Here is a 20176-nt window from a genome sequence, read left to right as displayed (position 1 = left end):
CCGACCATCTTGGCGCCTTGAATTACGTTCAGCCCGATGCCGCCCAGGCCAAATACGACCACGTTGGCGCCAGCTTCCACCTTGGCCGTGTAGACCACGGCGCCCACGCCCGTGGTAACACCGCAGCCGATGTAGCAGACCTTGTCGAACGGCGCATCGGGGCGGATCTTTGCCAGCGCAATTTCCGGCACCACGATGTGATTGGCAAACGTGGACGTGCCCATGTAGTGGAACAGCGGCTTGCCGTCGAGCGAGAAACGCGACGTGCCATCCGGCATCAGGCCCTTGCCCTGCGTGGCGCGAATGGCCTGACACAGGTTCGTCTTGCGCGAGAGGCAGAACTTGCACTGCCGGCATTCCGGCGTGTAAAGCGGAATCACGTGGTCACCAGCTTTCAACGACGTGACACCTGCGCCCACCTCCAGCACGACGCCCGCGCCTTCATGGCCGAGGATCGCCGGGAAGATGCCTTCGGGGTCGGCGCCCGAGAGCGTGTAGTAATCGGTATGGCAGATGCCGGTCGCCTTGATCTCGACGAGCACTTCGCCGGCGCGCGGGCCTTGCAGGTCCACTTCCTCGACAGTGAGCGGAGCACCGGCTTTCCAGGCGATGGCGGCTTTGGTTTTCATGCGCATTCCTTTTCTTGAAGTGCAGCTCGCCCGACTTGGGCAGCGTAGGAAGGGCGATTGTAGAACGTTGCCTGCTGAGGCAACGTGACAGCGAAGTCATGTCATGCAGATCAGACTTCAGATTTCCTTACGACGGCCGTTTCATGTGCGACGGCAGGCCGACTGGGCCGTGTGCCGCATGCCTTACATGGTGGAATCCCTGCCATGGGCCTCGTAGTAGGAAACCATACCGTGCTTGCATCCATCCGTACTCGCATTTTGCTGACCTGCGTCGCCATCGTGGTCGGCGCATTGACCTTCGCTGGCGGTCTCAACTATCTCGTAACGCGCTCGTACAACGACGAGTCCATCCGCCAGAACTTGCAGTCCGTCGCGCGCGGCCACATCGCTGGCATCGACGACTGGGTAGCGTCCAAGACGCAGATGGTGGTGTCGTTGCAAGAAGTGGCGGTGTCTGCCGATCCGATTCCGGTCTTCAAGGCCGTGCACAAGGCTGGCGGCTTCATCAACGTCTATGTCGGCTACCCCGACAAGTCGTACAAATTCTCCAACCCCGAAGGCATTCCGCCGACGTATGACCCAACCGCGCGCCCCTGGTACAAGCAGGCCGTGGAGGCGGGCAAGCCCGTGGTGACGCCGCCATATGTGAGTGCCAGCACCGGCCAACTCGTCGTGACTTTCGCGGTGCCCATTCTGGAAGGCGGCACGCTCAAAGGCGTGATCGGCGGCGACGTGGCGATGGACAGCGTGATCGCCAACGTGAAGGCCATTCACCCGACGCCAGCCAGCTTCGGCTTTATCGTCAACGCGGCGGGCAAGATCGTCGCGCACCCGAATGACAAGCTCACGCTCAAGCCGGCGACCGATCTGTCGGCAGGGCTGAACGAAGCCACGCTGACATCGCTGGCGCAGGCGGAGAAGCCGGTGGAAGTGTCGGTGGATGGCGCATCCAAACTGCTCTACCGCCAAGGCGTAAAAGGCACCGACTGGGGCCTGGTGGTGGCGCTGGACAAGTCCGATGCCACGGCCGGCATGCGCTCGCTGGTGATGACGTCGATCGGCGCGCTGGTGGGCGTAGCCATCGTTGCGGCACTCATCGTGGGTGCGATGACGGCACGCGCATTCCGTCGCCTGTCGATGATCCGCGATGCCATGGACGACATTGGCTCGGGCAGCGGTGACCTCACCAAGCGTCTGCCCTCAGATGGCGAAGACGAAGTCGCCCAGATCGCCCGCTCGTTCAATACGTTTGCCGACAAGCTGACCGCCGTGATGCAGCAGATCCGCCTGGGCAGCGACTCGGTGCGCTCGGCCGCGCAGGAAATTGCTGCCGGCAATGCAGATCTCTCGCAGCGCACGGAAGAGCAAGCCAGCTCGCTGGAAGAAACGGCGTCGAGCATGGAAGAACTGACGAGCATCGTGAAGCAGAACGCCGACAACGCGCGTCAAGCCAGCCAGCTTGCCGTGACGGCATCTGACGTTGCCACGCGCGGCGGCAACGTGGTCGGCCAGGTCGTGCAAACCATGGGCGGCATAAACGAAAGCAGCAAGAAGATCGCCGACATCATCGGCGTGATCGAGAGCATTGCCTTCCAGACCAACATCCTGGCGCTGAACGCTGCGGTGGAAGCCGCGCGCGCTGGCGAGCAAGGCCGCGGCTTTGCCGTAGTGGCCAGCGAAGTGCGCAGCCTGGCACAGCGCTCGGCGGGCGCTGCGAAGGAAATCAAGGCGCTGATTCACGACTCGGTGGATCGCGTGAGCAACGGCACGGCGCTGGTTGATCAGGCCGGGGTGACGATGGCGGAGATCGTGGATGCGGTGAAGCGTGTGACCGACATCATGGGCGAGATTTCGTCAGCGTCGGAAGAGCAAAGCAGCGGCATCGAGCAGGTCAATCAGGCCGTCAACCAGATGGACCAGGTGACGCAGCAGAACGCCGCTCTGGTCGAGCAGGCGGCGGCCGCCGCGGAGTCGCTGGAGGAACAGGCCCACAACCTGAACGAGGCGGTGGGGCAGTTCCGCTTGTCGCACTGAACTGGGCTCAGGCCTGGGGAGCGGTTGCGCTGGCGGCCGCTTTTGCCTTGTCCTGTTCTTCCGCCAGAGCGAGGTCTGCGGCCCGGGCGCGCTTGACCGCGGGCCGTGCCAGGATGCGGTCGATATACGCGCGCACCACGGGCGTTTCGGGCATCAGCTTGAACATCGTGATCCAGTCCAGTGCGGCGCCCCAGAGCACGTCTGCCGCCGTGAAGCGCTCGCCGAGGAAGTAGGGCCCTTTGGCCAACTGGGCGTTGATCGCGGCAATGACCGTATCGAAGTCGCCATAGGGTGAGGTCGAATACGCGGCAGGCGGGCGGCCCATCGAATGGTCGACGACAGCGGGCTCGAAGCACGAACCGTAGAACGCCATCCAGCGCAGATATGCGCCGCGCAGCGGGTCGCCCACCGCGGGCGACAGCCCGGCTTCCGGATACAGCTCTGCCGCATAGAGATACACCGCCACCTGCTCGGTGACGATCACATCGCCGTGACGCAGTGTCGGCACCTTGCCCAGCGGATTGAGCGCGAGAAACTCCGGCGTCTTGTGCTGGCCCGTGGTCAGGTCGAAGGCGTGTACCTCGTAGTCGGCACCGAGTTCTTCGAGCAGCATGCGCATGCCCCGCGAGCGGCTGCGCGGCGAGTGGTAAAGGATCAGGTGGCGGTCTTGGGGCATCGTCGGCTCCGTATGCGATGGAAACGGGTGAGGAAAGACTGTCACTGTAGGCGCGAGGCATGCCTGCGTCTTGGAAAAATCCGCTGCGGCGGTGCATCATCGCGGCATTGTCTGTGCCCCCGCCGCTTCCATGACCGATCTACGTGACGTTGCCGCCAAGCCAAAGGGTGTGGTCGACCCGCTGGCGTTTCGCCAGCGTTTTCGCCTGAACCGTTACGAGCCGAGTGCTGCGTTGGCCGGGGTGCTCGATCACCACTGGATTGTCGAATGGGACTTGCGCGGCCAGCCGCCCTATACGCAGCGCACGCTGCCGTATCCGTGCGTCAACCTGGTGTTCGACCGTCAGCAGACCGCCGTTTTTGGCGTGGTATCGGGCGCGTTCGAAACCACGTTGGCCGAGACGGGCCGCGTGATCGGCCTGCGCTTTCGGCCAGGTGCGTTTCGCGCGTTCTTCGGCAAACCGGCGCGTTTGCTGACCGACAAGACCATGCCGGTTTCCGATGTGCTTGGCATTGGCGATGCGCAGGCAGAAGAGATCGTGCTGTGCGCACGTGACGACGCCGGCATGGTGTCTGCCGCAGAAAGGCTGCTGCTGCGCGTGCTGCCGCCGCCCGATCCCCAGGTTGAGCGCATCCACAGCATCTTGCAGTCGCTTCACCAGGACGCAGGCCTGATCCAGGTGCGCGACCTGGCCGAGCGCGCTGGCATGAGCGAACGCACGCTCCAGCAATTGTTCTCTGAGTATGTGGGTGTGACACCCAAGTGGGTGATCCGCCGATACCGCTTGCATGAAGCGGCCGACCAGCTTGCCAACGGCGCGGATGTGGATCTGGCTGAGCTTGCGCATAGGCTCGGTTACTTTGACCAGGCCCACTTCACGCGTGACTTCCGCCGCCTTGTCGGTAAGGCGCCCGCGGAGTATCGGCGCGCCAATCAGGCCTAGCGCGCCCGGCGCATCAATCCGCCGTGAGCGCCACGTCTGGCGACGCAGGCGGGCGATCCGCCATCACGCAGTTGCGCCCCGCCAGCTTGGCGGCATACAGCAATCGGTCTGCACGCCGCAGCAGCGGCTCCAGTTCGGGGCCATCGGCTGCAGGTGCTGCCGCCACGCCAAAGCTGGCCGTCATGCGGCAGGGCAGATCGGTGCCGGTGGGCACCGTCACCTCGGCAATGCGATGGCGGAGGTGATCGGCCACAGCGCGCGCCTGCGCGAGGTTATCTGCCCACACCATCACCGCGAATTCTTCGCCGCCGATGCGCGCCACCATGTCGGCGGACGGGCCCTCGGCGCGGCACAGGCTTGCAACGGTGCGCAGCGCTTCGTCGCCCACGGCATGGCCGTACGTATCGTTGATGCGTTTGAAGTGGTCGATGTCGAACATGATGAGCGCAATGAGCCGCGCTTCCGGCTGCGGCGATTTGCACATCGCGCTGGCACGGTCTTCAAAGGCGCGGCGGTTGAGCAGATGGGTGAGCGGGTCGGTCTCGGCCATGCGCGAGAGTTCCTGCATCAGGTGCGCGCGTTCCACCTCCAGCCGGCGGCGCTCGATGCTGTTGATACGCAGCACGCGGATCGCCTCGAACATCGCCCGGATCTCGCGCCGCGCGAAGCCGGTCGGGATGTGCACGCTCAAGTTGCCGCGCGCAATCCCGTCGATCAGCCGCGTGGCATTGACAAACGGCCCCACCACGTTGCGGCGGAACGAAATCGTCATCCATGCCAGCGCGCCCAACACCGACACCACGGCGCCTGCCGAGCCGATAAGCACCAGCAGCATCGCGCGTCGATGTTCGCGGATGTCGTCATCCGCCAGGCCCAGCACGATGTCGCGGAAATGCGTGATGGCGCGCATGGTGGGCACGTAGCGCTCGGCAAATGCGGCAGGGGTGATATCGACCCCGCCGGGCTGGCTGGCCTTTGCACGCACGGTGGCCACGTAGCGCAGCCCGTCGCCGAAGTATTGCGCGCCGAGCGTGGTGACGGCGTGCTGGTTCAATGCCGCCTGCGCGCCCACGCGGGTCTCGATCATGCTGCGCAGCTGGTCAATACGGCCTTGCGTGCGTTCGATGGCAAGCTGCTCTTCAAATGTGAGCATGCGGTGCATGGCCAGCGCACCGGTAAAGCGCGAACCGAGCTGGCCCGCGTATTCACGCAAATCGGCCGACAGCCGCGCCAGCGTCAGGCAATTGAGCACGTCAGGATCGCCGCGCGTGATGTTGGCCGTGCGTGCGTTGACGATGGGCAGGAATTCCGGGATCACCGCGATCATGCGGTTCACGCCGTCGGCCAGGTCGCTGCTGCCGCGCGAGCGCAAGGGCAGGGCGGTCAGCCGGTCGATGTTGGCGCGGGCCGCGGCCAAGTTCGTTTGGGCGCGGCCTGCTGCCTTGATGTCGGCTTCGCAGCCTGGGCAATGTTCCGGACCCAAGGCGTCGAGTAACTCGGCGATGTGTTTGTCGCTGGCGGCGCGCATGCGTTGCAGGGCCGCGATGCGCTCGGGCGCTACCGGCAAATCTTCGCCCAGCACGCCGTTGGTGGGGCCGCGTTCGGCTGAAACCTTCTCCATGGCCAGCAGTGTCATGCGCAGCGCCTGGACGCTGCGGGCTGCATTGTCGGCGCGGCCGTACGCCAGCCACGCGTAGCCCAGCAGCCAGCACGATAACGACAACACGGGAACGAGGACGATGGCGACGCTGGCGCCAAAGCGCCTGTCCATCGACGTTTCAGAAGACATGAACGGAGTGGTTGAGCGTCTTGGCGGGCGGTTGGGCAGAGCCGGGAGGCTGTTGCGAACGGGTGGCACAGGTGCCCGCGCTCATTGCCGCGCGCAGTGCACATCTCTGGCTAACGGCAGCATCGGGGGCTTCTTTACGCTGCCATTCAACTCGCGCCGCGGGAGCGGACTGCAAACAAATGCAAAAGGATTCTTACGGGATGTTCAGGCCGGAGCACAGAAAAAGGAGCCGGACGGTCAGGCCGTAGCGCTGGCAAGGCACGAGATGAGTGCAAGCCGAGAACGCCGCGTATCTCGTGCCTTGGGGGAGGATCGAATGATTCGGGCGGGCCGATTACTTGACTGCCACCTCCGAGTGCACGACTTCCGCCGCCTTGGCGAAGAACGGCCCTACCAGCTTGCGCCATTCTTGGAAGTCGTCGGACTCGCGAAAATCGACCATATGGTCTTCCACGGTGTTCCAGCGCACGAGCAGCACGTAGCTGGTGTCGCGCTCGACGATGTGGTGCAACTCGGCGCCGTGGCAGCCCTTGGCGCGGGCAAATAGCGGCAGGGCTTGCTGGACGGCGGCTTCAAACTCGCGCTGCTTGCCGGCGAGAATTTCGATGTGGGCCATTTCGAATACCACGTTGTGCTCCGTTCGGTTGGATGGGTGAGGAGACTATAGCTGGCAATGCCCGTTGCCATAGCCTGGCCGGCTTCGGGGTTGTTCAACCGTGGGCGCCAGCCTTCGGCGGGCTTCGTAAGCCTGTCTGCACAGCCGGCCGCCCCTATGACAACCGCGGTTGCGCGGGCATACTCGAATTTCATTGCCTGGCCTGGATCCTGCTCGGGCCTTTTAGACGTCACCTTCAAGCGAAAGCAACCCATGGATAGCGGAAACGACCACCAGAAATTTTTCTACCTCTTGCTGTTCGTCGTCACGCTCGGGCTCTGCTGGATTCTCTCGCCGTTCTTTGGCGCGGTGTTCTGGGGTGTCATCCTGGCGATCCTGTTCCAGCCCGTGCAGCGCGCGCTGGTCGCCCGGATGGGCAAGCGGCGCAATCTCGCTGCGCTCACCACGCTCGCCCTTATCATCCTGATCGTGATCCTGCCCGTCATCTTTGTGACGGCGACCATCGTGCAGGAAATCGGTGTTGCCTATCAGGAGATTCAGAGCGCGCAGCCGAATTATTCCCGGTACCTTTCCGAAGCGGTTCATGCGCTACCCACATGGGTGCAGCAACTGCTTGCCAAAGCCGGCCTGACCAACATCCCAGGCATCCAGAAAAAGCTGGCCGACGGCGCCGCGCAGATCAGTCAGTTTGCCGCCACGCAGGCGCTGAGCATCGGGCAGAACACGTTCCAGTTCGTGGTCGGTTTTGGCGTGATGCTGTACATGGTGTTCTTCCTGCTGCGCGATGGCGCCGAGATCGGCCGCCGAGTGCGCCGTGCGCTGCCGATGGACGAAGAGCACAAGCGCCTGCTGCTGACCAAGTTCACGACCGTCGTGCGGGCCACCGTGAAAGGCAACATTGCCGTGGCGCTGGTGCAGGGTGCGCTCGGCGGCCTGATCTTCTGGATCCTTGGCATTGACGGCGTGGTGCTGTGGGGCGCACTGATGGCCTTCCTGTCACTGCTGCCCGCAATTGGCGCCAGCCTTGTGTGGATTCCGGTCGCGCTCTACTTCCTGATGGTGGGCGCGGTCTGGAAATGCGTGATCCTCGTCGCGTTCTGCGGCGGGGTGATCGGCCTGGTCGACAACCTGCTGCGCCCTTTGCTGGTCGGCAAGGACACCAAGATGCCCGACTGGGTCGTGCTGATCTCCACCCTGGGCGGTATGGAGTTGTTCGGCATCACCGGTTTTGTGATCGGGCCGCTGGTCGCTGCGCTCTTCATGGCCAGCTGGGATATTTTTGCGCGCGGGCAGAACGAATGATGCCTCGGCCCGGCGGGCGGCCCATCGTGCTTATATCCGCTCGAACCGCAGACCTGCATGGCGGGTCAGGCGCTCGATGAATCGGTCATCAAACATCGTGGCCGGCGTCCAGAAACCGCCCGGGCGCCCGGTCTTGGTGCCGTCGTCTTTCACGTGGTCCAGCGCGAGGCTGGCGGCAGCCTGACCCAGCATCTTGCCGGTCGAGCCATAGCCGGGGTCGCGATCCCCGGTCACCTTCACGCGCAAGGTGTTCCCTTGATCGGTGCGGCCAAAGAGCCGCAGGTCATAGCGGCCTGCTAGTTGTGCCGCTGGCGTAGGGCCTTCGCCGGGTTTGGGCAACAGAAAACGCTCCATCACGATGCGGATGGGCTTGATGACAATGCCGAGCATGAAGGCACCCAGACCGGCCACCATCGTCACGGCTTTCAAACGACCGCTCAGGCCCGCCCCGGTGATCACCGCTTCGTCGTATCTGAATTGGCTGCCATAGGCGTTGCCGGACAAAGCGTTGGAGCGGTGCACCACGCGCTCGTTGATGGCCGCCATGACGAAGGGCGCAATCCACACATCGAAATCAGCATCGAATGCTGCGCCCCGGACCGAGCGCTGGCGTGCCGTGTAGCCGTGGCCCTTGGGGCAGAGCGCGTAAGGGTCGGCCAGTTCCTTGCGCAAGGTGGGGTCGGCAGCGGCTTCCTGCACGACGTTGATCAGGCTGGCCACCGTGCCGCCAGATGCGCCGCCCTTGAGTGTCTTGACCCGCAACTTCACCTGCGTGGCCGGCGTACCCCATTCCCGCATGGCGTGTTGCTGCAGGAAGTAGACGCCCATGTCCGATGGCACCGAGTCGAAGCCACAGCAATGCACGATGCGTGCTCCTGATTGCTGCGCCGTCGCTTCATATTTGTCGATCATGCGCCTGATCCATTGGGTCTCACCGGTGAGATCGCAGTAGTCCGTACCGCTTTCGGCGCAGACCTTGATCAAAGGCTCGCCGTACAGCGCGTAGGGGCCAACCGTGGAGACCACCACCCGGGTCTGTGCGCACAGTGCGCGCAACTGTTTTTCGTTTGCTGCGTCCGCCACGATGATCGGGAGGGATTCACCTGCCGCGCCCAATGAACGCTTGAGGTCCAGCAGCTTTGCGTCGGATCGGCCGGCGATGGCCCAGCGCAGCGTTTCTTCACCGGCCGAAAACTGTTCGGTCAGGTAGCGGGTCAGGATCTGGCCGACAAAGCTGGTGGCGCCAAAGACGACCACGTCGTAGTCCGGAGCGAGCATGGGGTCTTCCTTTTGCTGTGGGCGGATGAGGGCGCTGGCCTGCGCCACTTCGATCGTTGAGCGGCAAGCACATAGTGAAGGCGCCGAGCCCGCCCGGCAACTGGCTGCGCGGGTATCGCCGCTCCAGGTTGACGCGCGTCCCTCGGTGTTGCACCGGTGAATTTGCCGGACTTCAGCACCTGAAAGGCCGTTTCACATTGCGGAATTTACCCCAAAATTCTTCGTTGCCGCCGTCCCGTTTGCTGAAAACACGTTCCGCATCGCAAAATTTGTTTGCTATCTCTTTGAAAAATAAAGAGAAACTAAGTCTTATGTCTTATATAAGACCTTGCTGCGACGCGTCAAAGCCGACCTACAATAAATCCACGCTGCTCGCTTCGAAGTCCGTAGCTGCACACGCAACCGATTCTTCTCAAACGCGCTTTATTTCCAGGAAATTGACATGGCCCAGTATCAAGACGACATCAAGGCAGTTGCCGGTGTGAAAGAAACCTACGGCAGCGCATGGAACGCGATCAACCCCGAGTACGCTGCGCGCATGCGTGCCCAGAACAAGTTCAAGACGGGTCTGGACATCGCCAAGTACACCGCCAAGATCATGCGCGCCGACATGGCCGCCTACGACGCCGATCCGGCCAAGTACACGCAGTCGCTCGGTTGCTGGCACGGCTTCATCGGCCAGCAGAAGATGATTTCCATCAAGAAGCACTTCAAGAGCACCGAACGCCGCTACCTGTACCTGTCGGGCTGGATGGTCGCCGCACTGCGCTCGGAGTTCGGCCCGCTGCCGGACCAATCAATGCACGAGAAGACTTCTGTCAGCGCGCTGATCCGCGAGCTGTACACGTTCCTGCGCCAGGCCGATGCTCGTGAACTGGGTGGCCTGTTCCGCGAACTGGACGCCGCCAAGGACGCAGCCGCCAAGGCCGCCATCCAGGAAAAGATCGACAACCACGTCACGCACGTGGTGCCCATCATTGCCGACATCGACGCCGGTTTCGGTAACGCAGAAGCCACGTACCTGCTGGCCAAGCAGTTCATCGAAGCGGGTGCCTGCTGCATCCAGATCGAAAACCAGGTGTCGGACGAGAAGCAGTGCGGCCACCAGGACGGCAAGGTCACCGTGCCGCATGAAGACTTCCTGGCCAAGATCCGCGCGATCCGTTACGCGTTCCTGGAGCTGGGCGTGGACGACGGCATCATCGTCGCCCGTACCGATTCGCTGGGCGCAGGCCTGACCAAGCAGATCGCCGTGACGAACACGCCGGGCGACCTGGGCGACCAATACAACGCGTTCCTCGACTGCGAAGAGCTGTCGGCCGACCAGCTGGGCAACGGTGACGTCGTCATCAAGCGCGACGGTAAGCTGCTGCGTCCGAAGCGCCTGCCGAGCAACCTGTTCCAGTTCCGTGCCGGCACCGGCGAAGCACGTTGCGTGCTGGATTGCATCACCTCGCTGCAAAACGGCGCAGACCTGCTGTGGATCGAAACCGAAAAACCGCACATCGCCCAGATTGGCGGCATGGTGAGCGAAATCCGCAAGGTCATCCCGAACGCCAAGCTGGTGTACAACAACAGCCCGTCGTTCAACTGGACGCTGAACTTCCGCCAGCAGGTGTATGACGCGATGAAGGAAGCCGGCAAGGATGTGTCGGCCTACGAGCGCGCTGCGCTGATGAGCACGGAATACGACGACAGCGAACTGGCCAAGCTCGCCGACGAGAAAATCCGCACCTTCCAGGCCGATGCATCGCGCGAAGCCGGCATCTTCCACCACCTGATCACGCTGCCGACGTACCACACCGCCGCGCTGTCGACCGACAACCTGGCCAAGGAATACTTCGGCGACCAAGGCATGCTCGGTTACGTGGCTGGCGTGCAGCGCAAGGAAATCCGCCAAGGCATCGCCTGCGTCAAGCACCAGAACATGTCGGGCTCGGACATCGGCGACGACCACAAGGAATACTTCAGCGGCGAAGCAGCGCTGAAGGCTGCCGGTAAGGACAACACGATGAACCAGTTCCACTGATTCACGGATAAGTCTTACTTCAAGCAGAACGCCAACCCATTGCGGGTTGGCGTTTTTTTTCGCGAAAACGTGGCGATGCAGGCCAGAAAAGATTGATAACAAACGAACATCAATCCTTCCGAAAATTGCACTTCCCGTTTGTCGGTCTCCCGGTGAATATTGCCAAAACGACAAAACGCCGTTCGACGGCGTATTCTTTTTTTGGCTTCCAGGAGACACCTCGATGCACCCCCAGTCCAGCCTTTCGACCGGGCAATCAAAGGCCGCCGCGGTCTTCCGCGTCACTGCCGGGAATTTCCTGGAGCAGTTCGACTTCTTCCTGTTTGGCTTCTGCGCCACGCAGATCGCCAACGTCTTCTTCCCCGCCCAGAGTGAGTTCGCCTCGCTGATGATGACCTTCGCCGTTTTTGGCGCCGGCTTCCTCATGCGGCCACTGGGCGCCGTCGTGCTCGGTGCGTACATTGACGATGTCGGTCGCCGAAAGGGCTTGATCGTCACACTGTCGATCATGGCAAGCGGGACCGTGCTGATCGCGTTCGTTCCCGGCTACGCCACGATCGGCCTCCTGGCGCCTGCGCTCGTGTTGCTCGGGCGCCTCCTGCAGGGCTTCTCGGCGGGTGCCGAGTTGGGCGGCGTATCGGTGTATCTGGCCGAGATGGCCACGCCGGGCCGCAAGGGTTTCTTCACGAGCTGGCAGTCGGCCAGCCAGCAGGTCGCAATCGTCGTGGCGGCGGGCCTGGGGTTTGTGCTCAACCAATGGCTGAGCGCACCGGCCATCGCCGCATGGGGATGGCGCGTGCCGTTCTTCGTCGGTTGCATGATCGTGCCGTTCATCTTTGTGCTGCGCCGTAATCTTGAAGAAACGCAGGAGTTCAAGGCACGCAAGCATCGCCCGAGCATGAACGACGTATTCAGCACGCTGGCGCAAAACTGGGGCGTCGTCATCGCCGGCATGATGCTGGTTGCCATGACCACCACGAGCTTCTATCTCATCACCGTGTATGCGCCCACGTTCGGCAAAACGGTCTTGCACCTGAGCACGGCCGACAGCCTGCTCGTCACGCTGTGCGTGGGGGTGTCGAACTTCGTGTGGCTGCCGATTGGAGGTGTGCTCTCCGACAGGATCGGCCGTCGGCCGTTGCTCATCAGCATGACAGTGCTCACCATCGCCACCGCATATCCGGCGCTGTCGTTCCTCGCGCACGCGCCGAGCTTCATGAACATGCTGCTCGTGCTGCTGTGGCTGTCGTTCATGTACGGCATCTACAACGGTGCGATGGTCGTTGCGCTCACAGAAGTGATGCCCGTGCAGGTGCGCGTTGCAGGGTTCTCGCTCGCTTATAGCCTTGCGACGGCAGTGTTTGGTGGCTTTACCCCCGCCATCTCGACGGCCGCCATCCACATGACGGGCGACAAGGCGGCCCCCGGCTACTGGATGAGTTTTGCCGCCGTGTGCGCCCTCCTGGCGACGTTGACGCTCTATCGCCGTCGCGCGGTGGTGCTGGCACCGGCGCACTGACGCACAGCGCGTTCCGCATATTCACAAACACGTACGACCTGGCATGACCACCACCATGAAGACTCTGCTTCTGAAACTGTGCGCAGCCGCGCTCGTCGCAACCTCGGCAGTTGCAGCGCCCGTCCAGGCAGCCGAGCTGCACGTCATGAGCTCCGGTGGCTTCACCGCCGCCTACAAGGTGCTCGGGCCGAAATTTGCATCGCAGACGGGCAACACGCTCAACACCGCGCTTGGACCCTCGATGGGCAAATCGCCCGAAGCGATTCCGAATCGGCTCGCGCGCGGTGAGCCTGCCGACGCCGTGATCATGGTCGGCTACGCGCTCGACGATCTGATCAAGCAAGGCAAGGTCATTCCAGACTCGCGCGTGGAACTGGCCGACTCGCGTATCGGCATGGTTGTGCGCGAAGGCGCGGCTAAGCCCGACATCAGCTCGCCGGAGGGGCTCAAGCAAGCGCTGCTGCATGCCAAGTCGATTGCCTACTCGGACAGCGCAAGCGGCGTCTATATCGAGCGCGAGCTGTTCAAGAAGCTCGGCATTGAAGATCAGGTCAAGGCGAAAGCGAAGATGATCCCGCGCATTCCGGTGGCGTCGGTGGTGGCCACCGGCGACTATGAAATCGGCTTTCAGCAAGTGAGCGAGTTGCTGCCGGTGCAGGGCGCAACCTTCGTCGGAAAGATCCCGGAGTCGCTGCAATCGGTTACGCGCTTTGCCGCGGGCGTCCCCGTTGGCGCACAGCATCCGAAGGAAGCCAAGGCGCTACTTGACTACCTTGCTTCGCCCGGTGTGCAGGCAGACGTCAAATCGACTGGGCTCGATTCAGTACTTACCCATTGAGGCACGACGGCGCCCGCGTGGCACATCAAGCGGTCATGGCTATGCATTGCTTGCTGTCACGCCGCCACGCTTCGCTTCAATGATCATCCGGTGAAATTCCTCCGCGGCTGGTGTCAGCGCACGGCCGCGCCGTTTCACGATGCCTACGCGCCGGTTCACCACCGGCTCCACCAGCGGCACGCTCGTGAGAATCGGGTGGTCACGCCCCGGCATGGCCATCGATGGCACCGCGGCAACGCCAAGCCCCGCTTCAACCAACCCCAGCATGGTGGTGACGTGCCGCGTCTCGCACACGCTGGGCGCTCGCGGCGCCACGGCTGACAGCGCCTGGTCCAGCAACAGGCGGTTGCCTGACGTCTTGTCTACCGATACGTATTCGTGCGCGTACAGCTCGTTCCACGTAACGCGCTTCTTGCGGGCGAGCGGATGATCGCGCCGGCACGCTGCAACAAACCGCTCCTGCAGCAGCATCTTGAATTCGATCTCGGGCTCCTGGCTGCCTATGAAGCTCACGCCAAAATCTGCCTCGCCGCTGATGACTGCACCGAGCACTTCGTTCGCGCCTGCATCCAGCAGCTTGACCCTGATGCGCGGAAAGCGGCGGTGGTAGGTCGCAATCAGGTTCGGCAGAAAGTAATAGGCCACCGACGGCACGCATGCGATGGTCACGTGCCCGAGGCGGCTCGATGAAACGTCGCGGATGCCGAGCAGGGCGACGTCCAGGTCGTCGAGCAATTGTTCAGCACTGCGCGCAAACACGCGCCCGACGGTGGTGAGCGTGACGCTGCGTGTGGTGCGTTCGAACAAGGGCACACCCAGCGCGCTCTCGAGCTTATCGATCCGACGGCTCAACGCGGGCTGGGAAATGCTGATCGCCTCGGCGGCCTTTCGGAAGTTGCCCAACTCCACCACCGCGCGAAACGCCTGCAAGTCCGTCAAATCGAAATTGATGCCCACCGGCTTGCCTCCACATCTCAGATGCGCAGCATTTTGCGCGATTTATCACGGGGTGACACGGGGCGGAGAAGGACGGAAGCGATGCTGCTGTCACGGTAATGCACCCATTTGCGCAAGGAACCATGCCGGAACGCGCACCCGCGCTTTATCAAAAAAGCTCATCAAACCTGCCAATGCATTGAAATGTGCTGACGCTTCGTGTCACATGGCGCACCAAGCCGCGTCACCCCTCTTTCGTAGGGGGTGTGGCACGGTTCGTGCAACGCTGCGCACGGTTTGACGACAACAAGAAAAAGTTGGGAGGGTGTATGAGCAACAAGCCGGTGCCGGGGAGGCCGCCGTTGGAAGAGGTTTGCCAGCCGGGCAGCATGACGAAAATTTCGCGCCGACACTTCGTGATGGGGCTGGGGGCCTCGCTGCTGGCCGGTTGCGGGGGCGGGGGCGATGATGCCGACGCCGCGAGCGTCGCCCCGGCAACAACGGCAGGCGGCAGCACCACCGCGCCGGGCGCCCCGATCAACAAGACGCCCGTTGCGCCGCCCAGCGGGGCCGTGCAGATCCAGAGCTTCACGCATCCAGGCCTGCTGCATACAGAAGCCGATTTCGCGCGCATGCGCACCAAAGTGGGGGCCCACGCGTCCCCTTGGATCGATAGCTGGAACGTGCTGGTTGCGAATGGCCATACTCGCCTGACGAACAAGCCGAATCCGCAAGCTGCCATCTACCGGGGCAATGACCCGACGCGTGCTCAGAACTACGGCACGCTCTACCACGACATCGCCGCTGCCTATGGCGACGCGCTGCGCTGGAAAGTGTCGAACGACAAGCAATACGCCGACAAAGCCATCGAGTATCTGGACCAGTGGGCCTCGACGCTGACGACGCTGGGCGGCAGCGACGTGGCGTTGGCCGCCGGCATCTATGGCTACGAGTTCGCCAACGCGGCCGAAATCATGCGCAGCTACAGCGGCTGGAGCCGTGCCGGCCTGGCTGCCTTCCAGTCGATGATGCGCAAGGTCTTCTACCCTGCCAGTCATGGTTTCCTCACGCGTATCGACACGGCCATGGATACGCACTACTGGGCCAACTGGGGCCTGGCCAACATCGCGTGCATTCTGGCCATTGGTGTGCTGTGTGACGATGCCGATCTCGTCAACGAGGCCATCACCCATTTCAAGACCGGTGGCAGCAACGGCTGTATCCGGCAGGCCGTGTATTACATGCACCCCGGCAACCTCGGGCAATGGCAGGAGGCCGGCCGCGATCAGGGCCACAGCACGCTCGGCATTGCATTGACCGGTGCCATTTGCGAGATGGCGTGGAATCAGGGCATTGACCTGTACGGCTATGACAACAACCGCTTCCTGGCGGGCGCCGAATACGTCGCCAAAGCCAACCTGACGCAGCTGGACGGCACGTTCTATACCGTGCCCTTTGTCACGTACCAGAACAGCGCCGGCGTCATCCAGACGCAGTTGTCCACCGGAGGGCAGGGCGGTGCCCTGGGCCGCCCGTGCTGGGCGCTGGTGGCCAACCACTACATCAACCGGAAAGGCCTGGCGGCGCCTTACACGAAGCGTGCAGCTGACCACGTGGCGCCGGAAGGCGGTGGCGGCAACTACGGCCCCAACAGTGGCGGCTTCGATCAGCTGGGCTATGGCACGCTCACGTGCACGCTCGACCCTGGAACACCCGCAGCGGCACCGAGTGGCCTCACTGGGCATGCCGGCGCGGGCAAGGTCGTGTTGTCGTGGTGGGGCACCAGCAACGCCACCAGCTACAGCGTCAAGCGCGCCACGATTGCCGGCGGCCCGTACACCACCATCCGCAGCGGTGTCACAGACCTGCTGACCTACACCGATACGCCGCCCGCTGCCGGCACGTATTTTTATGTTGTGACAGCGCAAACGATTAGCGGTGAATCGACCGTCTCCAACGAGGTAAAAGCAATCACGGCGGTGCAGCTGCTTGCGCATCTCGCCTTTGATGAGGGCAGCGGCACCACCGCAGCAGACAGCTCCGGCAACGGTCGCAACGCCACGCTCAACGGTGCGGCATGGGGTGCCGGACGCAGCAGCAACGCGGTCTCGCTTAACGGCTCGGGCGCCTACGTGGCGTTGCCCAACGACCTCCTGGTCGATGTGTCGGACTTCACCATCGCGGCGTGGGTGTTCTGGGATGGCTCACAAACTTGGGCCCGCCTGTTCGACTTCGGAACGGGCTTTCACCGTTACATGATGTTGACGCCCCGCGGGCAGTTGCGCAGCGGCTGGGCCGGCATGCGCTTTGCCATGACGGCCAATGGCCCCGGCGATGGCCCTCCGGAACAGATCATCGACGCTCCCACCGAGCTGCCCAGCAAGCAATGGGTGCATGTGGCCGTGACGCTCTCGGGTTCCACCGGCACGCTGTACGTGGACGGTGCCGCCGTGAGCACCAACACAGCCATGTTCCAGGCACCGTTCCGCCTGGAGAGCACCACGCAGAACTGGCTGGGCAAATCGCAATACAGCACAGACCCAACCTTCAGCGGCCGGATCGATGATTTCCGCATCTATCGCGGTGCGCTCAGCGCTGCCCAGATTGCGTCGCTCATGACGAGTTGATTGCCACAGGCCCGATGGAGGCCCCGGCAACCAGATACCCCTTTTCTTTCAAGGATATTTTTTCGATGACCGTGTTTTCTCAACGATGGATTGCCGCTGCCGCGATTGCATTCGCGCTATTTGGCTGTGGCGGCGGGGCCGATAGCACGCAGGGCAGCAGCACGACAGGCAACGGCACTGGAACACAAGGCGGTACCAACGGAGGCACCACGGGCGGTACCACAGGTGGTACCACGGGTGGCCAGACCGGCGGAACTGGCGGCGGAACTGGAGGTGGAACCACCGGCGGCAGTACATCCACGCAGTCGGCCAGCGCCGCACTCGTCGCCAAGTTGGGCAAGCCTTCGCGCGTGCTCGTCGGCCTCGGTTCGAGCCAGTCGATTTCGGATATGCAAAGCCAGGGCATTCGGCCGGACATCATCGACGTCTACCTCGTCGGCGCGGGACCTGGCTCGTGGCCCTACTGGAACAGCCCCGACGGTGCCTACATCACGTATAGCGCGCAGGCCGCCCAGGCCTATGGCGCAACGCCGATGTTCACCTTCTATCAGATGGCCCAGAACGGTGACGGCAACCTCAGCGGCATCACCGATGCGACGTTCATGAACACGTATTGGAGCCAGGCGCGATTGATGTATCAACGCATTGCCGCCCTGAACGCGCCTGTACTGGTCAACCTGGAGCCCGACTTCTGGGGCTACGTGTTGGCGCAGGCACCGAACCATGATCCGACGCAGATGGCCGCGGTGGTGAGCAGCCAGCCCGAATGCAGCAGCCTGCCCAACACAGCCGCCGGCATCGGGCAGTGTCTGGTGCAGATGGCGCGCCAGATTGCACCCAAGGCGCTGATCGGATTCCCGCCCGCGTTCTGGTCAGGATCGCCGACTGCGGTGGCGGGGGAAATGCGTGCTGCGGCCGCGCACCAGGCCGACTTCATCGTTGCGCAGACCAGCGACCGTGACGCCGGCTGCCTGGAAGTTGCCGCCGTGTCGGAGTGCACGGGCCGCAGCGGCACGTTCTACTGGGACGAGGCCAACATCAACACGCCGAATTTCCACCAGTCGCAAAGCGGCTACCTGGACTATCGGACCGCATTGGGCAATGGGCTGCCGATTCTCTGGTGGCAGACGCCGCTGGGTGTGGCGTCCAGCACGCCGGGTGGCACCAACCAGCACTATCGCGATAACCGGGTCGATTACATGCTGCGCAACACGCAGGAATACGGCGACGGCCATACCTTCGCCATCGTCTTCGGCTCGGGCGGTACGTACCAGACGACGATCAACACCGACGGTGGCCAGTTTGCTCGCCTGCTCGGTCTGTATCTGGGCGGGGGCGGGGCCACGCTGCAATAACCGGGCGCGCGGCGCTCATGCGAGGTTAGGCAACCGTCGCACAGTCAACGCGGTTTCTCCCTTTGCGTTTGGCTTCGTAGAGCGCATCGTCCGCAGCCTTGGTCACTGCATCCAGTGACGCGAAGCTCGAGCGGCGCGCCGTAGCGCAACCGACGCTCACTGTGAAGGGAGCCAAGCCTGGGCTCCCTTCTGCCGTGCGGTTCCCTTCCACTTCGGCACGTATCGCTTCAGCGATTTGCCTGGCGCCGGCTTCGCCCGTATCGGGCAACAACACCACGAACTCTTCGCCGCCGTATCGGGCTGCAAGGTCGCCGCGTCGACGCGCATGCTTGGCAATGCAGTTGGCGAGGTACTGGAGCGCGGAGTCGCCCTGGGCATGCCCGTGCTCGTCGTTGTAGCGTTTGAAGTGATCGGCATCGACAAACAGCACGGATAGGCGACTGTCATTCCGTTGCAAACGGTCCCACTCGTTTTCCAGTGCGACATCCAGCGCGCGCCTGTTCTTCAGGCCGGTCAGCGGGTCGGTTTGCGTAAGCTCGCGTAGGTGGCTTTCGGCCATCACGCGCCCGCGCAGCGCAAAAGCCAGCAGCCATACGCCTGCGCAGAAAGCCAGGCTCACCGACAGCGACGACAACCCCACGATCCACGACAGCCGCTGCCACGGCGCAAGTGCATCGCTCATTGCCGGGGCCACCACGGCGATGAAGGGGGTGCCGGGCACACGTTGAAACGTATAGAGGCGCAGCACGCCGTCGCTGGTCGACGGTGCTACGTAGAAGCCGGACTCTTGATTCACCATGCGCGGGAACGTCAACGATTTGCCGAGATTGAGCGCGCGGGCTGCGCCGGGCGGCGGATTTCTTGCCACCAGCGTTCCGTCAGTCCGGACAATGGCCGTAATGCCGCGCGGCCCGACATCCAGTTTTTCAAGAAGCTGCTTGAAGTAATCCAGATCGATTGCGACCAGTGCGATGCCCGCGAACGTCCCGTCGGCGCGGTTCATCCTTCGGCTCAGCGCAATGGCTTCCACGCCCCCGCGAGAGCGCGCCTTATAGACGGCAGAGATGTAGAGGCCAACGTTTGCGTGGTCGCGATGGACGATGAAGTAATCGCGGTCGCTGAAATCCCAGCGGTGTGTCACAGAACAGCAACCGTCAATGAGCCGGCCCTTGTCGTCGGTAACGCCCATGCCCGTGACATACCGGGCAGAGGCTGTCGGGCTGAACAGCAGGTCGTGCTGTACCTCAGGATCGAGGTGTCGAATGCTGGGTTTGTCGAGTGCGGCGATCAGCGTCTGCAGCGACTGATCTGCCGATTCAACAGTGCGCGAGATGTGGCTTGCCAGAACGGCAGCGACGTTCCTTGAGGTTTCGTTAGCGTGCTCGATGGCCGTTTCGCGGTTGGCCCAAAGTGTGAGTGCACTGATTGCCAGGACAATCAATGTCAGCAGCGTCCCCAGCGCACCAACGATAAAGGGATGGTGGCCTGCCGATGTGGCCAGCCGTCGGGCGAGGGGGCGAAGGGGCATGTCGTTGTCTTGAGCACAACGACAGACCGCATGTCTGCCTGTTTGACGAGGCAGAGATGCGGTCTGTCTGAGGCGAT

15 protein-coding genes are annotated in these 20176 nt (G+C 63.0%); 8 read left to right on the top strand and 7 right to left on the bottom strand.

The features are described from left to right. A partial coding sequence (locus NG898_RS16615) for an alcohol dehydrogenase catalytic domain-containing protein (protein ID WP_252693428.1) occupies positions 1-629 on the bottom strand: 629 nt, incomplete at its 3' end. A gap of 231 nt (positions 630-860) precedes the next feature. Between NG898_RS16615 and NG898_RS16610 the strand changes: the two genes are divergently transcribed. Beyond that, on the top strand, positions 861-2663 hold the full coding sequence (locus NG898_RS16610; protein WP_252693427.1) for a methyl-accepting chemotaxis protein: 1803 nt from the start codon (positions 861-863) through the stop codon (positions 2661-2663). Between the two features lie 7 nt (positions 2664-2670). Here the strand turns inward: NG898_RS16610 and NG898_RS16605 are convergent, their stop codons facing one another. Further along, the gene (locus tag NG898_RS16605; RefSeq protein WP_252693426.1) at positions 2671-3339 is read right to left on the bottom strand and encodes a glutathione S-transferase family protein; all 669 of its coding nucleotides are present in this window, start codon (positions 3337-3339) and stop codon (positions 2671-2673) included. Positions 3340-3469: 130 nt separating this feature from the next. On the opposite strand from NG898_RS16605, the gene NG898_RS16600 reads away from it, so the two are divergent. Continuing rightward, positions 3470-4282, top strand: coding sequence for an AraC family transcriptional regulator (locus NG898_RS16600; RefSeq protein WP_252693425.1), 813 nt, complete (start codon positions 3470-3472; stop codon positions 4280-4282). Positions 4283-4295: 13 nt separating this feature from the next. Here the strand turns inward: NG898_RS16600 and NG898_RS16595 are convergent, their stop codons facing one another. Together NG898_RS16595 and NG898_RS16590 are read right to left on the bottom strand one after the other, a co-directional pair. Continuing rightward, complete coding sequence (locus tag NG898_RS16595) at positions 4296-6053, bottom strand: GGDEF domain-containing protein (RefSeq protein ID WP_315862499.1); 1758 nt, start codon at positions 6051-6053, stop codon at positions 4296-4298. 352 nt (positions 6054-6405) lie between these two features. Beyond that, positions 6406-6687, bottom strand: a complete 282-nt coding sequence (locus NG898_RS16590) for an antibiotic biosynthesis monooxygenase family protein (protein ID WP_252693423.1) — start codon at positions 6685-6687, stop codon at positions 6406-6408. Positions 6688-6939: 252 nt separating this feature from the next. Between NG898_RS16590 and NG898_RS16585 the strand changes: the two genes are divergently transcribed. Beyond that, the gene (locus NG898_RS16585; protein WP_252693422.1) at positions 6940-7989 is read left to right on the top strand and encodes an AI-2E family transporter; all 1050 of its coding nucleotides are present in this window, start codon (positions 6940-6942) and stop codon (positions 7987-7989) included. A 30-nt stretch (positions 7990-8019) separates the two neighbouring features. On the opposite strand, the gene NG898_RS16580 is transcribed toward NG898_RS16585, so the two are convergent. After that, positions 8020-9267, bottom strand: a complete 1248-nt coding sequence (locus NG898_RS16580; RefSeq protein WP_252693421.1) for a saccharopine dehydrogenase family protein — start codon at positions 9265-9267, stop codon at positions 8020-8022. A 442-nt stretch (positions 9268-9709) separates the two neighbouring features. On the opposite strand from NG898_RS16580, the gene NG898_RS16575 reads away from it, so the two are divergent. From NG898_RS16575 to NG898_RS16565, 3 genes are all read left to right on the top strand, one after another. Next, positions 9710-11296 (top strand): isocitrate lyase, encoded by a 1587-nt coding sequence (locus tag NG898_RS16575; protein WP_252693420.1) that lies wholly within the window; start codon positions 9710-9712, stop codon positions 11294-11296. A 223-nt stretch (positions 11297-11519) separates the two neighbouring features. After that, positions 11520-12815 (top strand): MFS transporter, encoded by a 1296-nt coding sequence (gene tcuC, locus NG898_RS16570; RefSeq protein ID WP_252693419.1) that lies wholly within the window; start codon positions 11520-11522, stop codon positions 12813-12815. Between the two features lie 55 nt (positions 12816-12870). After that, entirely contained in the window at positions 12871-13653 is a 783-nt protein-coding gene (locus NG898_RS16565) for a substrate-binding domain-containing protein (protein ID WP_252693418.1), read from the top strand. Positions 13654-13692: 39 nt separating this feature from the next. Here the strand turns inward: NG898_RS16565 and NG898_RS16560 are convergent, their stop codons facing one another. Next, positions 13693-14610 carry a LysR family transcriptional regulator gene (locus tag NG898_RS16560; RefSeq protein ID WP_252693417.1) on the bottom strand — a complete coding sequence of 306 codons (918 nt, stop codon included), beginning with the start codon at positions 14608-14610 and terminating at the stop codon, positions 13693-13695. Positions 14611-14918: 308 nt separating this feature from the next. Here NG898_RS16560 and NG898_RS16555 point away from each other — a divergent pair, with 308 nt between their 5' ends. Both NG898_RS16555 and NG898_RS16550 read left to right on the top strand, forming a co-directional pair. After that, positions 14919-17216, top strand: a complete 2298-nt coding sequence (locus tag NG898_RS16555; protein ID WP_420803699.1) for a LamG-like jellyroll fold domain-containing protein — start codon at positions 14919-14921, stop codon at positions 17214-17216. A 65-nt stretch (positions 17217-17281) separates the two neighbouring features. Further along, the gene (locus NG898_RS16550; RefSeq protein ID WP_252693416.1) at positions 17282-18571 is read left to right on the top strand and encodes a hypothetical protein; all 1290 of its coding nucleotides are present in this window, start codon (positions 17282-17284) and stop codon (positions 18569-18571) included. Positions 18572-18596: 25 nt separating this feature from the next. Here the strand turns inward: NG898_RS16550 and NG898_RS16545 are convergent, their stop codons facing one another. Continuing rightward, on the bottom strand, positions 18597-20099 hold the full coding sequence (locus NG898_RS16545) for a GGDEF domain-containing protein (RefSeq protein WP_252693474.1): 1503 nt from the start codon (positions 20097-20099) through the stop codon (positions 18597-18599). Positions 20100-20176 lie beyond the last annotated feature (77 nt).

This window comes from Ralstonia mojiangensis, from assembly GCF_023955645.1.
Lineage (GTDB): Bacteria > Pseudomonadota > Gammaproteobacteria > Burkholderiales > Burkholderiaceae > Ralstonia > Ralstonia mojiangensis.
The sequence above is the reverse complement of the archived record's forward strand: the minus strand, read 5'-3'. Positions and strand labels throughout refer to the sequence as shown.

Bases quoted from the DNA above. Each gene is read 5' to 3' on its own strand.
- NG898_RS16590 (WP_252693423.1), bottom strand. From the start codon at position 6,687: ATGGCCCACATCGAAATTCTCGCCGGCAAGCAGCGCGAGTTTGAAGCC.
- NG898_RS16550 (WP_252693416.1), top strand. From the start codon at position 17,282: ATGACCGTGTTTTCTCAACGATGGATTGCCGCTGCCGCGATTGCATTC.
- NG898_RS16595 (WP_315862499.1), bottom strand. From the start codon at position 6,053: ATGGACAGGCGCTTTGGCGCCAGCGTCGCCATCGTCCTCGTTCCCGTG.
- NG898_RS16585 (WP_252693422.1), top strand. From the start codon at position 6,940: ATGGATAGCGGAAACGACCACCAGAAATTTTTCTACCTCTTGCTGTTC.
- NG898_RS16600 (WP_252693425.1), top strand. From the start codon at position 3,470: ATGACCGATCTACGTGACGTTGCCGCCAAGCCAAAGGGTGTGGTCGAC.
- NG898_RS16545 (WP_252693474.1), bottom strand. From the start codon at position 20,099: ATGCCCCTTCGCCCCCTCGCCCGACGGCTGGCCACATCGGCAGGCCAC.
- NG898_RS16555 (WP_420803699.1), top strand. From the start codon at position 14,919: ATGAGCAACAAGCCGGTGCCGGGGAGGCCGCCGTTGGAAGAGGTTTGC.
- NG898_RS16565 (WP_252693418.1), top strand. From the start codon at position 12,871: ATGAAGACTCTGCTTCTGAAACTGTGCGCAGCCGCGCTCGTCGCAACC.
- NG898_RS16575 (WP_252693420.1), top strand. From the start codon at position 9,710: ATGGCCCAGTATCAAGACGACATCAAGGCAGTTGCCGGTGTGAAAGAA.
- NG898_RS16605 (WP_252693426.1), bottom strand. From the start codon at position 3,339: ATGCCCCAAGACCGCCACCTGATCCTTTACCACTCGCCGCGCAGCCGC.
- NG898_RS16580 (WP_252693421.1), bottom strand. From the start codon at position 9,267: ATGCTCGCTCCGGACTACGACGTGGTCGTCTTTGGCGCCACCAGCTTT.
- tcuC (WP_252693419.1), top strand. From the start codon at position 11,520: ATGCACCCCCAGTCCAGCCTTTCGACCGGGCAATCAAAGGCCGCCGCG.